Source organism: Pseudomonas sp. St386 (genome assembly GCF_018325865.1).
Classification (GTDB): Bacteria; Pseudomonadota; Gammaproteobacteria; order Pseudomonadales; family Pseudomonadaceae; genus Aquipseudomonas; species Aquipseudomonas brassicacearum.
Genome location: NZ_AP021900.1, coordinates 3,376,004 through 3,391,396 on the forward strand (window position 1 = coordinate 3,376,004; position 15,393 = coordinate 3,391,396).

General features: G+C 62.3%; 14 protein-coding genes and 1 pseudogene. 3 read left to right on the forward strand and 12 right to left on the reverse strand.

The annotated features are described in order from the left end of the window. Positions 1-168: 168 nt before the first annotated feature. Positions 169-591, forward strand: a complete 423-nt coding sequence (hpaR, locus tag KI235_RS14795) for a homoprotocatechuate degradation operon regulator HpaR (protein WP_003201605.1) — start codon at positions 169-171, stop codon at positions 589-591. A 139-nt stretch (positions 592-730) separates the two neighbouring features. On the opposite strand, the gene hpaI is transcribed toward hpaR (KI235_RS14795), so the two are convergent. From hpaI to KI235_RS14835, 8 genes are all read right to left on the reverse strand, one after another. Next, entirely contained in the window at positions 731-1,528 is a 798-nt protein-coding gene (gene hpaI, locus KI235_RS14800) for a 4-hydroxy-2-oxoheptanedioate aldolase (RefSeq protein ID WP_013693297.1), read from the reverse strand. Between the two features lie 14 nt (positions 1,529-1,542). Continuing rightward, positions 1,543-2,346: a 2-oxo-hept-4-ene-1,7-dioate hydratase gene (hpaH, locus tag KI235_RS14805; RefSeq protein ID WP_003201609.1), complete on the reverse strand. Its 804-nt coding sequence runs from the start codon at positions 2,344-2,346 to the stop codon at positions 1,543-1,545. A 12-nt stretch (positions 2,347-2,358) separates the two neighbouring features. Then, the gene (locus KI235_RS14810) at positions 2,359-3,663 is read right to left on the reverse strand and encodes an MFS transporter (protein ID WP_027911703.1); all 1,305 of its coding nucleotides are present in this window, start codon (positions 3,661-3,663) and stop codon (positions 2,359-2,361) included. A gap of 52 nt (positions 3,664-3,715) precedes the next feature. Next, positions 3,716-4,108, reverse strand: a complete 393-nt coding sequence (locus tag KI235_RS14815) for a 5-carboxymethyl-2-hydroxymuconate Delta-isomerase (RefSeq protein WP_003201613.1) — start codon at positions 4,106-4,108, stop codon at positions 3,716-3,718. Between the two features lie 44 nt (positions 4,109-4,152). Beyond that, the gene (gene hpaD / locus KI235_RS14820; protein ID WP_027911702.1) at positions 4,153-5,010 is read right to left on the reverse strand and encodes a 3,4-dihydroxyphenylacetate 2,3-dioxygenase; all 858 of its coding nucleotides are present in this window, start codon (positions 5,008-5,010) and stop codon (positions 4,153-4,155) included. Positions 5,011-5,122: 112 nt separating this feature from the next. Beyond that, a complete protein-coding gene (gene hpaE, locus KI235_RS14825; RefSeq protein ID WP_003201617.1) occupies positions 5,123-6,583 on the reverse strand; it encodes a 5-carboxymethyl-2-hydroxymuconate semialdehyde dehydrogenase in 1,461 nt (486 codons plus the stop codon). A gap of 5 nt (positions 6,584-6,588) precedes the next feature. Next, on the reverse strand, positions 6,589-7,359 hold the full coding sequence (locus KI235_RS14830) for a fumarylacetoacetate hydrolase family protein (RefSeq protein WP_003201619.1): 771 nt from the start codon (positions 7,357-7,359) through the stop codon (positions 6,589-6,591). Beyond that, the gene (locus KI235_RS14835; protein WP_003201621.1) at positions 7,356-8,033 is read right to left on the reverse strand and encodes a fumarylacetoacetate hydrolase family protein; all 678 of its coding nucleotides are present in this window, start codon (positions 8,031-8,033) and stop codon (positions 7,356-7,358) included. Before KI235_RS14835 ends, KI235_RS14830 begins: the two co-directional genes overlap by 4 nt. Before the next feature lie 187 nt (positions 8,034-8,220). Between KI235_RS14835 and hpaA the strand changes: the two genes are divergently transcribed. Further along, positions 8,221-9,126, forward strand: coding sequence for a 4-hydroxyphenylacetate catabolism regulatory protein HpaA (hpaA, locus tag KI235_RS14840; RefSeq protein ID WP_003201623.1), 906 nt, complete (start codon positions 8,221-8,223; stop codon positions 9,124-9,126). A gap of 204 nt (positions 9,127-9,330) precedes the next feature. After that, the gene (gene hpaR, locus KI235_RS14845) at positions 9,331-9,753 is read left to right on the forward strand and encodes a homoprotocatechuate degradation operon regulator HpaR (protein WP_003201625.1); all 423 of its coding nucleotides are present in this window, start codon (positions 9,331-9,333) and stop codon (positions 9,751-9,753) included. A gap of 139 nt (positions 9,754-9,892) precedes the next feature. On the opposite strand, the gene KI235_RS14850 is transcribed toward hpaR (KI235_RS14845), so the two are convergent. From KI235_RS14850 to KI235_RS14865, 4 genes and pseudogenes are all read right to left on the reverse strand, one after another. Then, positions 9,893-10,111: a phage infection protein gene (locus KI235_RS14850; protein ID WP_212795843.1), complete on the reverse strand. Its 219-nt coding sequence runs from the start codon at positions 10,109-10,111 to the stop codon at positions 9,893-9,895. Between the two features lie 200 nt (positions 10,112-10,311). Then, complete coding sequence (locus KI235_RS14855; RefSeq protein ID WP_027911698.1) at positions 10,312-11,184, reverse strand: hypothetical protein; 873 nt, start codon at positions 11,182-11,184, stop codon at positions 10,312-10,314. An 87-nt stretch (positions 11,185-11,271) separates the two neighbouring features. After that, a pseudogene (locus KI235_RS14860) lies at positions 11,272-13,274 on the reverse strand (bacteriophage N4 adsorption protein A). Continuing rightward, on the reverse strand, positions 13,271-15,385 hold the full coding sequence (locus KI235_RS14865; RefSeq protein ID WP_003201631.1) for a glycosyl transferase family protein: 2,115 nt from the start codon (positions 15,383-15,385) through the stop codon (positions 13,271-13,273). The pseudogene KI235_RS14860 and the gene KI235_RS14865 overlap by 4 nt, the downstream one beginning before the upstream one ends. Positions 15,386-15,393 lie beyond the last annotated feature (8 nt).

Consider the following 15,393-nt stretch of genomic DNA (forward strand, 5'->3'; position numbering starts at 1 on the left):
CCGCCGATATTGATGTCGACTGGATGGGCCCTATCGCGAGCAAGCTCGCTCCCACAGGGTTATGTGTGTGGCCCAGCTACAGATTCTGTGAACGGATAGTCCGGCATGGGTTGGAAGCTGTTAAGATTTAGTTAACTCATTAACTAAATCTTTCTCGCGAACATACTCATGCCCAAGTTGCGCCAATCCTTGACCCTGACCCTGCTCCAGGCCCGTGAATCGGCCATGGGGTTTTTCCGGCCTTCCCTCAATCAACATGGCTTGACCGAGCAGCAATGGCGAGTCATCCGTATTCTCAGCCAGCACGATGAGCTGGAGATCAATCGCCTGGCCGAACTGGCCTGCATCCTCAAGCCCAGCATGACCGGCGTGTTGGTGCGCATGGAAGCGGCGGGCATGGTGGTGCGGCGCAAGGCCGAACAGGATCAGCGACGAGTGCTGGTGCGCCTGGCGCCGCAAGGGCAGGCGAGTTTTGATTCGATGAGCCAGAGCATGGAAGAGAATTACCAGCGTCTGCAGGACAAGTTGGGGGAGGAAAAATTGCAGACGTTGCTGGGCTTGCTCAATGACCTGAAGGCGATCAGGCGCTGAGACCCCGGGCTGGTTGTTTTCTGTGGGAGCAAGGCTTGCCCGCGATGAAGACGCTGCGGTCTTTCAGAGACCGAGGTGCCTGTTTCGCGAGCAAGCTTTGCTCCCACAGATCCCCTTGCCACAAGGTATTTGATACCGATCAGTACACGCCGCCAGCCGCAGGTTTTGGCGTGTCTTTGAACGTCGCCGCCAGCGTCTGCAAGCCCCGCATCAACACCGTCGTATCCACGCCCACCGCGACAAACGCCGCGCCGAGTTCGATATAGCGCCGGGCCAGTTTTTCATCGGCGCTGAGAATCCCGGCTGCCTTGCCGGCCTGGCGGATGCGGGCGATGGCGTCTTCGATGGCCGCTTGCACCTCCGGGTGACCGGGGTTGCCGCGAAAACCCATGGACGCGCTCAGGTCCGCCGGGCCGATAAAGACCCCATCCACACCTTCCACTGCCGCAATGGCATCCAGGTTGGCCAGGCCTTCGCGGCTCTCGATCTGGACCAACAGGCACATCTGTTCATCGGCCTTGTCGAGGTAACCGGGGATGCTGTTCCAGCGTGACGCCCGGGCCAGTGCGCTGCCGACGCCGCGTACGCCATGGGGCGGGTAGTGGATGGCGCGCACCAGTTCGCGCGCCTGGTCGGCGCTTTCCACCATCGGCACCAGCAGGGTCTGCACGCCAATATCGAGCACTTGCTTGATCAGCGCCGTGTCACCGATCACCGGGCGTATCACCGGCTGGCTGGGGTAGGGGGCCACGGCCTGGAGCTGGCCGAGCAAGGTGCGCAAGTCGTTGGGCGCGTGTTCACCGTCGATCAGCAGCCAGTCGAAGCCGGCGTTGGCCGCCAGTTCCGCACAGTAGGCATCGGCCAACCCCAGCCACAGGCCGATCTGCGCCTCGCCGCTGCGCAGGCGTTGCTTGAAGGTATTGATGGGCATGTCCATGAAACGGTCTCCGATCAGACGAAACGGCAGGCGATGGAACCGAGCATGTCGTAGTCGACATGGAAGGTGTCGCCGGGGTTGGCTGCCACGGGGCGGGTGAAGGAACCACCGAGGATGATCTGTCCCGGTTGCAGTGTGACGTCATAGGCCGCCAGTTTGTTCGCCAGCCAGGCCACGCCTTTGGCCGGGTGATTGAGCACCGCCGCCGAGACGCCGGACTCTTCGATCACGCCGTTGCGGTAGAGCACCGCCGGCACCTTGCGCAGGTCGATCTCGGTCGGGCGTACGGCGCGACCGCCCATGACCACGCCGGCATTGGCGGCGTTGTCGGAGATGGTGTCGAACACTTTGCGGGTCGCCTTGGTCTGCGGGTCGATCTGCTGGATGCGCGCATCGATGATTTCCAGCGCCGGGATCACCCATTCGGTGGCGTCGAGCACGTCGAACACCGTCACGTTCGGGCCCTTCAACGGCTTGCCGAGAATGAACGCCAGCTCCACTTCCACCCGCGGCACGATGAAACGCTCGAACGGGATGTCGGTGCCTTCGTCAAAGAACATGTCGTCCAGCAGCGCGCCGTAGTCCGGCTCAGTGATGTTCGACGACACCTGCATGGCCCGGGAGGTCAGGCCGATCTTGTGGCCGACCAGCTTGCGGCCGTCCTTGATTTTCTGCGCAACCCAGGCTCGCTGGATGGCGTAGGCATCCTCGATCGTGATGTCCGGGTGATCGAGGGAAAACTGCCGCACCTGCTCGCGGGAGCGTTCGGCATGGTCGAGGCGGGCGGCGGCTTGTTGGATGAGGTTCTGGTCAAGCATGGCAAGGGTCTCTTATTGAGGGTTGACGATGGCGGCCCGGGTGCGCAGCACCAGCAAGCCGCCAAGGGCGATGAGCAGGGCCAGCACATACAAGGCGAGGCTGGCGCTCTGGGTGGTGTCGCGCATCCAGCCGATCAGGTAGGGCGCGAAGAATGAGGCGATGCTGCCGAAGGAGCTGATCAGCGCGATGCCGGCGGCCTGGGTGCCGTTGGACAGGAAGGCTGACGGTAGCTGCCAGAACATCGGCAACGCCGCACTGGCGCCCATGCCGGCGACAATCAGGCCGCTGAGCACCAGGATCGGATTGCCGGGTGAGAGCCCGGTGACCGCAATGCCCAGCGCGGCCATCAACAGCGGCACGCACAGGTGCCAGCGGCGTTCGCGATGGCGGTCGGAGGAGCGCCCGCAGCCGATCATGAAGAAACAGCCGGCCAGGTAGGGCACCGCGCTGAGCAGCCCGACCTTGCCGTCGCTGCCGATGCCGGCGCCATGGATCAGGGTGGGCATCCAGAAGGCCAGGGTGTTCACCGCCAGCATCACGGCGAAGTACACCGCCACCAACAACCAGACCTGCGGATTGTTGAGGATCGCCGAAAACGAGGTGATGGATTTGCGCTGTTCTTCAAGGCTCAGTTGTTCGCGCAACTGCTGCTTGGCGTGCGGCGTGAGCCAACTGACCGTCTCGAAATTGTCCGGCAGGCACTTGAGCACAACAAGGCCGAGCAGGATCACCGGCAGCCCTTCGATGACGAACATCCACTGCCAGCCGCGCAAACTGCCAACATCATGGAAGTGCTCGAGAATACCGCCGGACAAAGGCCCGCCAATCACCCCGGCCATCGGTACGGCGATGGCAAACAACGCGGTTACCTGGGCCCGACGCCGGGCTGGATACCAGCGGTTGAGAAAGACCAGGATGCCAGGAAAGAAACCGGCCTCGGCCACGCCCAGCAGAAAGCGCAACACGTAGAAACCGGCGGCGCTGTCGATAAGGAACATGCCGGTGGACAAGGCGCCCCAAACCACCATCAGCGTGGCGATCCAGCGCCGCGGACCGACCCGGTCCAGGGCCATGTTGCTGGGCACCCCAAACAGCGCGTAGGCGATGAAGAACAGCCCTGCGCCGAAGCCGTAGACCGTGTCGCTGAACTGCAGGTCGGCGCTCATCTGCATCTTCGCGAAGCCGATATTGATGCGATCCAGGTGGGCAAAGAGGTAACAGACCAGCAGCAGCGGCATCAGCCGCCAGGTGATGGTGGCATGGGTGCGGTCGTGCGCGACGGTGCCGGCAGTGTCGGCGGTATTGGCTGTGCTCATGATCTTGTACTTTTTGTCAGAGGGGCCGATGGGGAACGCCAGGCAGATGGATTCAGGTGGCCTGGCCCTTGAGGAAGGCGTGGACGTTGTTGGCCTTGAAGTTGAGCTGTTCGTGCAGCTCGATCATCTCGAATGACAGGGCCAGCAGGCGTTGGGCCTGGAGCTCGGCGAAGTGCGCGGTGATCACCTCGAAGAGTTTTTCCGCGACTTTCTGGCGGGTGGCCAGGTCACGGCCGTGGCCGACTTTCAAGGTCATGTGCACGAAGGCGTAGTCGTGCTTGCCGTCGGCCATGCGCCAGGTGTCCAGGCGCAGGCCGCGGCTGCGGATGCCGCCCAGGGGGAACACGCCGCTGTCGCCCAGCAAGGCGTGGACCTTTTCAAACAGGCCGGGCAGGTCGGCTTGTTGTTCGATGTTGTCGGTGTATTCAGCGATGAAATGCGGCATGACGGCTCCTTCAGGCCGCACGGGGATGCCGTACGGCCGCAGTGTCAAACAGGGAAGACAGCGTTGATCTGGCCGGTGCCGGAGCTGCCGAAAGGCTCGGTGATGATTTCGGCAGGCTTGTCGTAGTCCGGCCCGCCGAGCAACCCCAGCAGCATCGCCGTGTCATGCATCTTGCCTTCGCCGAAGCAGTGTTCGGCGTAGTCCGGGAGCATGGCGCAGAACTCTTTCCAGCGGCCTTGGCGCCACATTTCGACGACGTGCAGGTCGACCTGCTTGTCGAACTCCCGCGTCCAGTTGTGGATGTTGGCTTCAGCGTTGCGATCGTCGGAGAAACGGTGCGACAGCGAGCCGGACGCGAGCACCAGCACCTTGCGGTCGCTTTTTTCGATGGCCCGGCGCACGGCGGCGCCGAAGGTGAAGCTGTCTTGCAGGCGGTGCCAGGCGCACCAGGCGGCAATCGACACGACGTTGAATTTCTGTTCCTGAGGGACGTCCATGTGCATGTAGCGCATGGGCACCAGGGTGCCGTATTCCAGCTCAAGACTCGGGATGTTGTGGGCCAGGGTGCGCACGTCGGCGGCATTGGCCTCGGCGGCAATCAGCTCGCCCAGTTCCGGGGCGCCTGAGTATTCGTACTCCATGTTCTTGATGAAGTGCGGCAGCTCGTTGCTGGTGTAGATGCCCTTGAAGTGCGCGCCGCTGTTGACGTGATAGGCGCTGTTGACCAGCCAGTGCACATCGAACACCACGGCGGTATCGGCCCCCAGTTCCCGGGCGCGGCGACCGATTTCCTTGTGGCCGGCAATCGCGGCGGCGCGGCAACCATGGTGCTTGCCGGGCAGCTCCGACAGGTACATCGAGGGAACGTGGCAGATTTTCGCAGCCAGGACGACTTCGCCCATGATGATTCTCCTGAAAAATTGTTCTTGTTGAATCTTGGTTGTGGGAGCAAAGCTTGCTCCCACAGGAACAGGGATAAATCCCCTCGCCACAGGGTTCATCACTTACCTGGGGTCATACACCCCAGCGCGGTATGTGATGACTGCCCATGGAGATGCAAACGTTCTTGATCTCGGCAAACACTTCAAAACTGTACTGTCCGCCTTCGCGGCCGGTTCCGGAACCCTTCACGCCGCCGAAAGGCTGGCGCAGGTCGCGCACGTTCTGGCTGTTGATGAACACCATGCCGGCCTCGATGCCATGGGCCAGGCGATGGGCCTTGCCGATGTCCTGGGTCCAGATATACGAGGCCAGGCCGTATTCGGTGTCGTTGGCCAATTGCAGGGCTTGGGCCTCGTCCTTGAACGGGATCAGGCACACCACCGGGCCGAAGATTTCTTCCTGGGCGATGCGCATGTTGTTGTTCACATCGGCGAACACCGTCGGCTGGATGAACTGGCCGCGGCTCAAGTGGGCAGGCAAATTGGTCGGGCGCTCCAGGCCGCCGGCCAGGAGGGTGGCGCCTTCTTCGAGGCCGATCTTGATGTAGCCGGTGACCTTGTCGTAGTGGGCCTGGGTGATCATCGAGCCGACCTGGGTCTTCGGGTCCTGCGGATCACCGACGATCAGGCGCTTGGCGCGGGCGGCGAACTCGGCCACGAACTGCGGATAGACACTTTCCTGGATGAAGATCCGGCTGCCGGCGGTGCAGCGTTCGCCATTGAGGGAAAAAATCGTGAACAGCGCGGCGTCGAGGGCCCGTTCCAGGTCGGCGTCTTCGAAAATCAGCACCGGCGACTTGCCGCCCAGTTCCATCGAATACTTCTTCAACCCGGCGGTCTGCATGATTTTCTTGCCGGTGGCGGTGCCGCCGGTGAAGGAGATCGCCCGCACATCCGGATGGCGCACCAGCGCATCGCCGGCGGTTGCGCCGTAACCCTGGATCACGTTCAGCACGCCATTGGGCAGGCCAGCCTCGACCGCCAGGCGACCCAGCTCGTTGGCGGTCAGCGGCGACAGCTCGGACATCTTCAGCACGGCCGTGTTGCCCAGCGCCAGGCACGGCGCGGTCTTCCAGGTCGCGGTCATGAACGGTACGTTCCAGGGCGATACCAGCGCGCAGACACCCACCGGTTGGTACAGGGTGTAGTTGAGCATCTGGTCGTCGACCGGATACGTATGACCGTCCATGCGCGTGCAGACTTCGGCAAAGAAATCGAAGTTGTGGGATGCACGCGGAATCAGCACATTCTTGGTCTGGTGGATCGGCAAGCCCGTGTCGAGGGTTTCCAGTTCGGCCAGTTTCGGCACGTTCTGCTCGATCAGTTCACCGAGCTTGCGCATCAGCCGGGCGCGTTCCTTGGCGGGGGTATTGGCCCACTTCGGGAAGGCCTCCTTGGCGGCGGCCACAGCCTGGGCGACTTCCTCGGCACCGCCGCTGGCGACTTCACCGATGGCCTCGCCGGTGGCCGGGTTGTAGTTGACGAACACGTCTTTGCTTTCGACCTCACGGCCGTTGATCCAGTGTTTGATCATGCTGCTCAAGCCTCTTTACGGGATGCGAAGAACTCGGCTTCGCTGACAATTCGATTGACCAGACGGCCGACGCCTTCCACTTCCACCACCACTTCATCACCGGGCACAACGTCCGCCAGGCCTTCCGGCGTGCCGGTGGCAATCATGTCGCCGGGTTGCAAGGTCATGAAGCTGGACAGGTATTCGATCAGGTACGGGATATCGAAAATCATGTCCTTGGTGCTGCCTTCCTGGCGCAGTTCGCCATTGATCCAGGTGCGCAGCGTCAGGTTGCTCGGGTCCGGTACATCAGCCACATCGACGATCCATGGGCCGACGGGGGTGGTGGCATCGCGGTTCTTCACTCGCAGGTTGGGGCGGTAGTAGTTTTCCAGGTAATCGCGGATCGCGTAGTCGTTGCACACGGTGTAGCCGGCCAGGTATTGCAACGCATCCTGGCGCTTGACGTTGCGCGCCGCTTTGCCGATGACCGCCACGAGCTCGCACTCGTAGTGCATGTAGGCGACGTTGTCGGGACGCCAGCTCACCTGGTTGTGGCCGGTGTAGGTGCCGGGGGACTTGATGAATGCCAGGGGTTCGGTCGGCGGCTTGAACGCCAACTCGGCGGCGTGATCGGCATAGTTCAGGCCCAGGGCGAACATGCTGCCGGTGGCCGGTGGCAGCCACTGGACCTGGTCCTCGGCCACCAGGCGACCGTCGGCCAGGCGTACAGCGTTGTGAGCTTCAACGGTGACGGCTTGATCCTGGCCTTCAAAACGAATGCGTGCGTGTTTCATGAACCTGCTCCTGTTTCCTCGGCCACGATGGTATTGACCAGACGGCCCAGGCCGGCGATGTCCACTTCGACACGGTCACCGGGCAGTACGTCGACCCGGCCTTCAGGCGTACCCGTGATCAGCACGTCGCCGGCATGCAGGGTCATGAATTCGCTGATCTCGGCAATCAGTTGGGGAATGTTGCGAACGAGGTTGGCCGTGCTGTTCTGCTGGCGAACCTCGCCGTTGACGTACAGCGTGATCGCCAGGCTGTGAGGGTCGGCCACCTGAGTGGTAGGCACCAGTTCTGGGCCGATGGCGCAGAAGCCGTCCCGGCACTTGGCCTTGACGGCGGGGCGGTAATAGCTGTCTTCCGGGAGGCTGAATTCATTGACGATGGTGTAGCCGGCCACGTAGTCCAGGGCTTCGGCGGCGCTGACGCGACTGGCCGACTTGCCCATGACCACGCCCAGCGCCGGCCCTGGTTGCAGTGTTTCGCCGCGACCGGGGTGAAACACCTCGGCACCGTGCCAGTTGCGGGTGTTAGGGGTCTTGATGAACAGCACGGGCTTGAGCGGCGGTTTCTGGTAGGGCGGTTGCTCGAACTCGGCGAGGCGCTGTTTCAGCAGCCCCTGGTAGTTCAGCGCGACCCCGAACAGGGTGCCGGTCGCGACGTCATGCAGGGCACGGCTCATGCTTGTCTCCTGGCGATGCAGAGGGGTGAGGGCTCTGCGGTTATTGTTAATGTGTTAACAGTTATAATTAAGATGTTAACTATCGTCAAGCGTGACAGAATGAACGGGCACTGGTTGCCTTGCCGGATTCGGTGCAGGATGGCTGCGGCAGGTGCCTGGACCAGAATAAGAAAACGAGTACTGCGTGATGACTGACCGTCAGCCGATCCCCAACATCAACATTGGTCAGGTGTACGACCAGCGCTATAGCGACGCGGAAGTGCATTACGACCGACTCGCCAACCTGGCGGATTTTTTCGGTCGCAACATGCCGGTTCATCGCCACGACCGGTTCTTCCAGGTGCATTACGTCAAGAGCGGCACCGTGCGCGTGTATCTCGATGACCAGCAGTACGTCGAATCCGGCCCGATGTTCTTCCTCACACCGCCGACCATTCCCCATTCCTTCGTGACCGAGGCCGACAGTGACGGGCATGTGCTGACGGTGCGCCAGCAATTGGTGTGGCAGTTGATCGACGCCGACCCGAGCCTGGCGCCGGCGGGCGTGCAGATGCCGGCAGCCTGCGTAGCGCTGGCGCAACTGGGGCCCGGGCAGGCGGGGGAGGTGCGGCGCCTGGAGTACCTGTTCGAGGAGTTGAGCGAGGAGGTGACGGCCGGGCGCCCGGGGCGCAGCGCAGCACTGGACGCTTTGACGCGGCTGATCATGATCAGCCTGCTACGGTTGTGTTCCAACTCCCTGGAGGCCAGGCCGGCCCGGCATGAAGACCTGAAGATCTTTCACCGCTTCAACGAGTTGATCGAGGCCCACTACCTGCAGCATTGGCCGTTGTCGCGCTACGCCGAAGGCATCGGCGTGACCGAGGCGCGCCTCAATGATGTGTGCCGACGCATCGCCGACCTGCCTTCCAAACGCCTGATCATGGAGCGGCTGATGCAGGAGGCCAAGCGCCTGTTGTTGTTCACCGGCAGCTCGGCCAATGAAATCTGCTACCAGCTCGGGTTCAAGGACCCGGCGTATTTCAGTCGGTTTTTCCAGCGTTACGCCCAGCTCACGCCGGGGGAGTATCGCCAGCGGCAATCGGGGTTGCGCTGAATAGTGGCGAGAGGGATTTCTGTGGGAGCAAAGCTTGCTCGCGATGGAGGCGCCTCAATTTCTGAAAGACCGCATCGCCAGTATTCGCGAGCAAGCTTTGCTCCCACACAATCCCCTTCCACAGTGACATAGCGCGGCCATGCTTCTTGCAGCAGCCTGGCGGCCCAACTAAGCTGCCGACTCGCCCATCCACACAGTTCGAACATGGCCAACCCCAGACCCTCATTGACCCTGACGCTGTTGCAAGCCCGCGAAGCGGCGATGGCTTTTTTTCGACCGGCGCTGAACCAGCATGACCTCACGGAACAGCAATGGCGGGTGATCCGTATCCTGCATCAGCAAGGGGAGCTGGAAAGCCATCAGCTCGCTCACCAGGCGTGCATCCTCAAGCCGAGCATGACCGGTGTGCTCAGTCGCCTGGAGCGTGACGGCTTGGTGCGGCGGCAGAAGTCCAGCCAGGATCAGCGACGGGTCTTTGTCGGGCTGACCGAGCGCGGCCAGCAGTGCTTCGTGTCCATGAGCGAGGGCATGGAAAGCAACTATCGACGGATCGAAGAACAGTTCGGCGAGGAAAAGATGCAGCAACTGCTCGCGTTGCTCAATGAGCTGAAGAACATCAAGCCCTGAGCCGCCCTGTCAGGCACTCGCAGCGAGGATGCGATCTTTCCATTGCTCATTGAGTCGAAAGCTCAAGATCAAAAGATCGCAGGCTTCGCCAGCTCCTACAGAATCGAGCGAGAGTAAGCGCCATTGCCACAAAAGCGCTTCACACCGCGCTGCGTTCACGCAACTCCTGCAGCCGATCAGCGCCACCTTCAGCCACACGGTTCTCGAGCAAGCGATCGGAGCCGCCTTCAGCCAGCTGTTGCGCCTGGTTGTGAATCGATGCACTGGCTGCGGTGGCCGAGGCGACATTGGCCAGGCCGACACCGCCAACCAATGTCAGGGCGATAGCCAGGGACGATACTTTCGAGAAATTGAACATGGTGATTCTCCTTGCGCTTGATTGAGTGGGGCCGTGGCAGCGAATGTGTTGCTGTCCGGTGATCACAGTTAAACGCGCGGATGTATCGACGATGTGTGCCAGGAGAGGGCGAGATGCATTGTTTTGTATCGGTCCGCATTTCAGATACAGACCGATACAAACTCAGTTAGCGGGGGCAAGCGGATGGCTTTAAGTCCTGATCAAGGCAGGGCCAGGGCTTGTTTCAACTGGTCCACCAAGGTTGGTGTCATGTAGTGCGGCCCGTCGAACAGGTAGAGCGGATAGCCTGCATAGGCCGCCAATTGTGGCTTGAGCTCGTCGACCGTGGCGGAGCGGAAACCACCGCCGTATTTGGGGCGAAAGGCTTCGACGATGATCCGCACGCGATCCTTGCCAAGCCGGTCACGCAGGGCATCGGCGTAGCTTCGGGCAACCGGGGCGGTGCGGGCATAGACGCCAACGCCATCCTGGAAGAACACACCGATGTCGTTCGGCAACCATTGCTTGAGCCAGTCTGCGGTAGCGGCGGGGCCGATGTTGGCGCCGTCGTAGACGCTGATCCACAGCGGGCGCGGCAGCTTGGCCAGCAACGCCGGCAGCTCCGTGGCGCCCGACCAGCTGGGGTCGACCTCAGCCGGAAAGTACCAACCGGTGACATGCAATGGCGTTGGCAACCCGGCAATGCGCTCCGACAGCGCGGCCAGTTGCTCGATGTTTTCTCGTGAGCGGTTCTCGCTGAAATAGCCGGCCAGCCCGAGGATGACATCCTGGGCCCAGGGCGTCCTGGCGATGCGCGCCCAGTCCGGCAGTACCGGTACGCTGGGCAGGCCGGTGCCGGGCACGAAGGCCTGGTCGTCCACCACCGTCCATTGCACGAGCAACTCGTGCACCCCCAGTTTTTCCCAATTGCCGCTGATGCCGACGGTCTGGTTGTCCGGCTGCCAGACGATGCCGACGATGTTCGGTGTCGTGGTGGTCATTATGTAGTACGTCCCTGTACCTGCGCCGAGGAGCGCGGCCAGTAACAGCGCCGCGACGGTCTTGCGATTGACGAACTTTGCGAAGCTATTCAAACAAGTCCCTTCTGGATGCAGTGTAGTCGCGGCTCGGCAAGGCGAGCCGCTTTTCGTACCGACGAACCGAATATCCCAACAGCGTCCTCAATAGGAGTAGGTCAGGCGCGCGAACACGCCTTTGGCGCGATCCTCGCCAAACACCCTGGCCCGGTATTGCAGGGACAGGTCCACATAGGAGCGTGGCGCGTTGTAGGCGTCTTCCCGGAACCAGTAACGTACGTTGTTTCCTATCCCGATCCCCCGGCGTCGCCGGAAGAAAAGCCGCCGCCGGCTTCGCTCTTCATCTTGGAATCGTAGTCGATCGCCGCGACGACATGGGGGAAGGTCACCCAGCGCGAGCCGGTTCCGCCGATGGCATAGCTGCGGCCCACTTGCCATTCGCTGTTGAAGTAGTCTCGCGAGTCGTTGATGTAGTGGCCGACCTCGGCGTACAGCTGCGAGGTCCACCAGCTCGGCACATCGACCCGCAGATCGGTGCCGATGCTCGAACCGTAGCCCAGTCGCACCAGCCAGTCGCCGTCGACATTGGAAGAGCCCAGCGGGAAGGTCCGTTCAAGGGCCGCCATGATGTTGACCGAACTGAAGGGCTTGACCCGCACGCCGAGAGCGCCTTGCAAGGCATCCGCGCCCGTGTCCGATTCGCTGTTCTTGCTCCACAGGGTGTCAGTGATACGACCGTAGAGTTCGACAAAGCGGCCATTGCGATAGCCCAGCGGACGCCACGACAGTTCGGTGCTGTTTTGCAGCAGGTCATTGCTTTCGCTGCCGCTGCTGCTGGTGCCCGGGGCGGCGCTCAGGCCACTGGAACTGCTGCCGCGATAGCTGGTGGTGCTGGTCAGGCCGAGTCTGCGTGATACATCGCCCACGGTGCGACGGGTATCGAAAAGCTGTTGCGGGGACAAGGGCGTCTCAGCGGTTTTTTGCCCATCGATGACGCGCTTGAAGTACGCCACGGCTCCGTCGTCTTCATGGACTCGCATGGCGTTGTAGGCAGCGTCCTGGGCGGGTGCCGGTGCCAATCGCGCGGTGGCGTCCGCCTTGCGGAACGCGGCATGGGCTGATTCGTCGTCGCCGGCTCGAACCCAGTTATAAGCTAGCTGCAGATCGCTCACCGGAGCCTGCCCGCCGGTGTTGCCCGGCGAGATGGAGCAGGTCAGACCGTAGGTGCTCTCCTGGCATAGCAGCACTGGTGGTGAGGATTGGGCCTGGGCGAAGCGGATGTCACGAGCTTCCCCGGCCGACAGGCCCGCAAGGCTCTGCGCTTGGTGAAGATCGTCCTGGGCCGCCTGCGTCTTGCCCTGGCGGTTACGGGCAAAGCTGCGCAGGATCCACGGCGCGGCTTGGTGATCGTCCAGCGCCAGTGCGGCAGAAGCGGCCTGTTCGGCACTCACGTCAGCCTTCGCCGCGAGCAGGGCACTGATGAGCAGTTGCTGGTTGGCGGCGATCTCTGGTGCCCAGGCCACGGCTTTGCGCGCCTGGTCCACGGCCAGGACTGTGTTGCCTTGCTCCAGGGCGCGATAGCCCTGGGTCGCCAGCGGTACCGCGAGTTGGCGGCGAATGGCTTTGCGGCGCATCAACAACGTGTTGTCGTTGGCAAAGACACCAAGGGCATCGGTGGTGGCTAGGTCGGCTTCTTCCAAGTGTTGCTGGCGCTGCAAGGCGTCGATCAGCAACAGGCGATATTCACGGCGCCGGGGTGCCTGGGTGACGGCCTTGCGGGCCGATTGCGCGGCCAGGCCGAATTGTTCGCGGTCATAGGCCTTGAACCCCTGGGACGCGGCGACGAAACCCGGTGCTGCGCTGGCGGGGCGAGACGCTGCCAGGGGCTGGGGTTGGTCGCGCAGTTTCTTGTCCCGCTCGGCCAACTCGATCAGGGTGTTCAGGCGCGTCACGTCGGCACGCTGGCGCAGGGCTTCGCGTGCCTTGGTAATGGCCAGGTCGTAGTCCTTGCGTTCGTAGGCGCTGTAGGCTTCGTTGGCGGCGGTATAGGCCGGCCCGGACAGTGGCAGCGGCAACGTTTCGGCAAGCGCAAACGCTGGTATCAGGCTCAGCCCCGTGGCCAAAAGGGTCAGGAAGGGGCGGTTCATGCCGGGAGCTCCGTTGGGTAGAGATTGTGCTGACGGGCCACGACCTGTTCGATCGTCGAACGTGGCAGCACGCCGCTGTCGACCAGGTAATCGCCGATGCGGCCGTGGTGTTGCGGGCGGTACTGGAGCATGACGCGACTGAATTCGTCGCGATCGAGCAGGCCCATTTCGATCAGCAGGTCGCCCAACAGCGGCGCCCGGGCATTGGGTACGGCATGACCGTTGCGCGCAGGCAGCTTGCGCAACAGCGCGAGAATTTCGCTTTCCCGGGCAATCAGTTGCACCGGCTCGCTACCCAGCGCGGCGCTGACCTGTTGCAGGCCTTCATCGGGCAAGGGGTTGGCGACGGCGATCTGTTCGCGGCCTTCGCTGTTGGGGCCCAGAGGCACGACCCGCCAGCGCAAGGCAAACTCGGGGCTCAGCGGGGACGTCGAGGCAGCGGCTTTCTCGGCGACATCAAAGACCCGTGGCAGGTCATTCTGGAACGCGATGGCTTCGGCCAGGGTTTCATCGTCCAGCCAGCCGTTATTGAGCAGAATTCGCCCCAAAGGCACGTTGCGCGACTGTTGTTCGTGGAGGGCGCTTTGCAGGGCCGTGTCTGTGATAGCCTGCCAGGACAGCAACACGCTGCCCAGGCGGCGCGGCGCGATGGCGACCAGGTCGGTGGAAGGAAAATCGTGCATGGTCTTGTCCCAGACCAGCTTGCGATTCATCACCTTGCCCACCAGGAACATGCGCCAGGCCCGGGAAGCGGCCATGAAGTTGACGAAGTTGCCCACCAGCATGCGCGGCATGGACAGCAAGCCATGCTGCCAGCCGTACAGCACGGCGGTGAAGTAATAACGGTGCAGGATTCGCCAGACCAAGGCGACGCCGTTGGCCAGCAGCAGGTATTTGATCAGGTCATTGCTTTCAAACGGCGTAGGGAAGGTGACGTCCCATAAGCCGCTGTGGCGCAGGACGATCAAGCCCAGCAGTTGCACCAGAATAACGTAGGCAATGATGCTCACGAACGCCGTCACCACGCCCTTGCGGTCGCGAAACAGCAGGTATCGGTTGGCCAGCGAGCCGTTCCAACCCATCTGCTCCCAGCCTTGCAAGCCGATGCCCAGGGTCCAGCGTGCCTTCTGCCGGAAGGCGGTGCGGAACGTGTCCGGGAAGAACTCGCGCACGCACAATGGCATGGTCAGGGTCGATTCGTAGGGTTTGCGAAACCAGGATTTGCGCAGCACCCGGAACTGCACCGGGAAACGTACGAAGATCGCATTCATGCCAACCTTGGCCAAGCGCGCGCCAACGTCATAGTCCTCGGTGAGGCTGTCGGTGTTGAACGGCTGGTTTTCGGTTTCACCGGCCAGCACCCGCAGGGCGCGATGGGAAAAGCAGGTTCCGACGCCGGCCGAGGGTACGGTATCGGTCATGCTTTCACGCACCACCAGGTCCTTGCCGTGCCATTCGGCGAACTCGTCCATGTAGACGCCCGCCACCCATTCGTACCAGTTGCGCTCCAGCGACACCACGGGCAACTGGATCATGTCCTTGCGCGGCAACAGGTAGTTGAACAGACGCAGTTCCAGCGGATGCAGCACGTCCTCGCTGTCGTGCAGGACGACGCCGGCGAAGGTCATGCCATGGGTTTTCTCATGCAGGAAAATCGCCTGGATCACCCAGTTCAAGCAGTCGGCCTTGCAGGTCGGCCCGGCATGGGGCACTTCCACGCGGTGCAGTTGTTTGTAGCGTCTGCGCATCCGCTCGACTTCGTCGATGGTGCGCTGGTCGTTGATGTACGTACCGACGAACACCACGTAGTTCTGGTAGTCGAGTGTCGACACCATGTTCTCGATCATCGGCGCGATGACGTCGTATTCCAGCCAGGCCGGCACCATGATCGCCAGGGGCTGTTCGTCCCGGGCCAACAATTGCTCGACGGTCAGCGGCCGGTAGCGGCGGTCCACGGTGAACTTGCGGTACAGGCGACGAGACCAGTACCACACGTCAACGATCAGATCGTCCAGGCTGGAGATCAGGATCAGCACCGCGACCACGATGGTCGCGATCTCCAGGTAGTTGTAGTAATGGGCCAGCCAATAGGGCCAATAAATCGACGTCATCGAAGGGT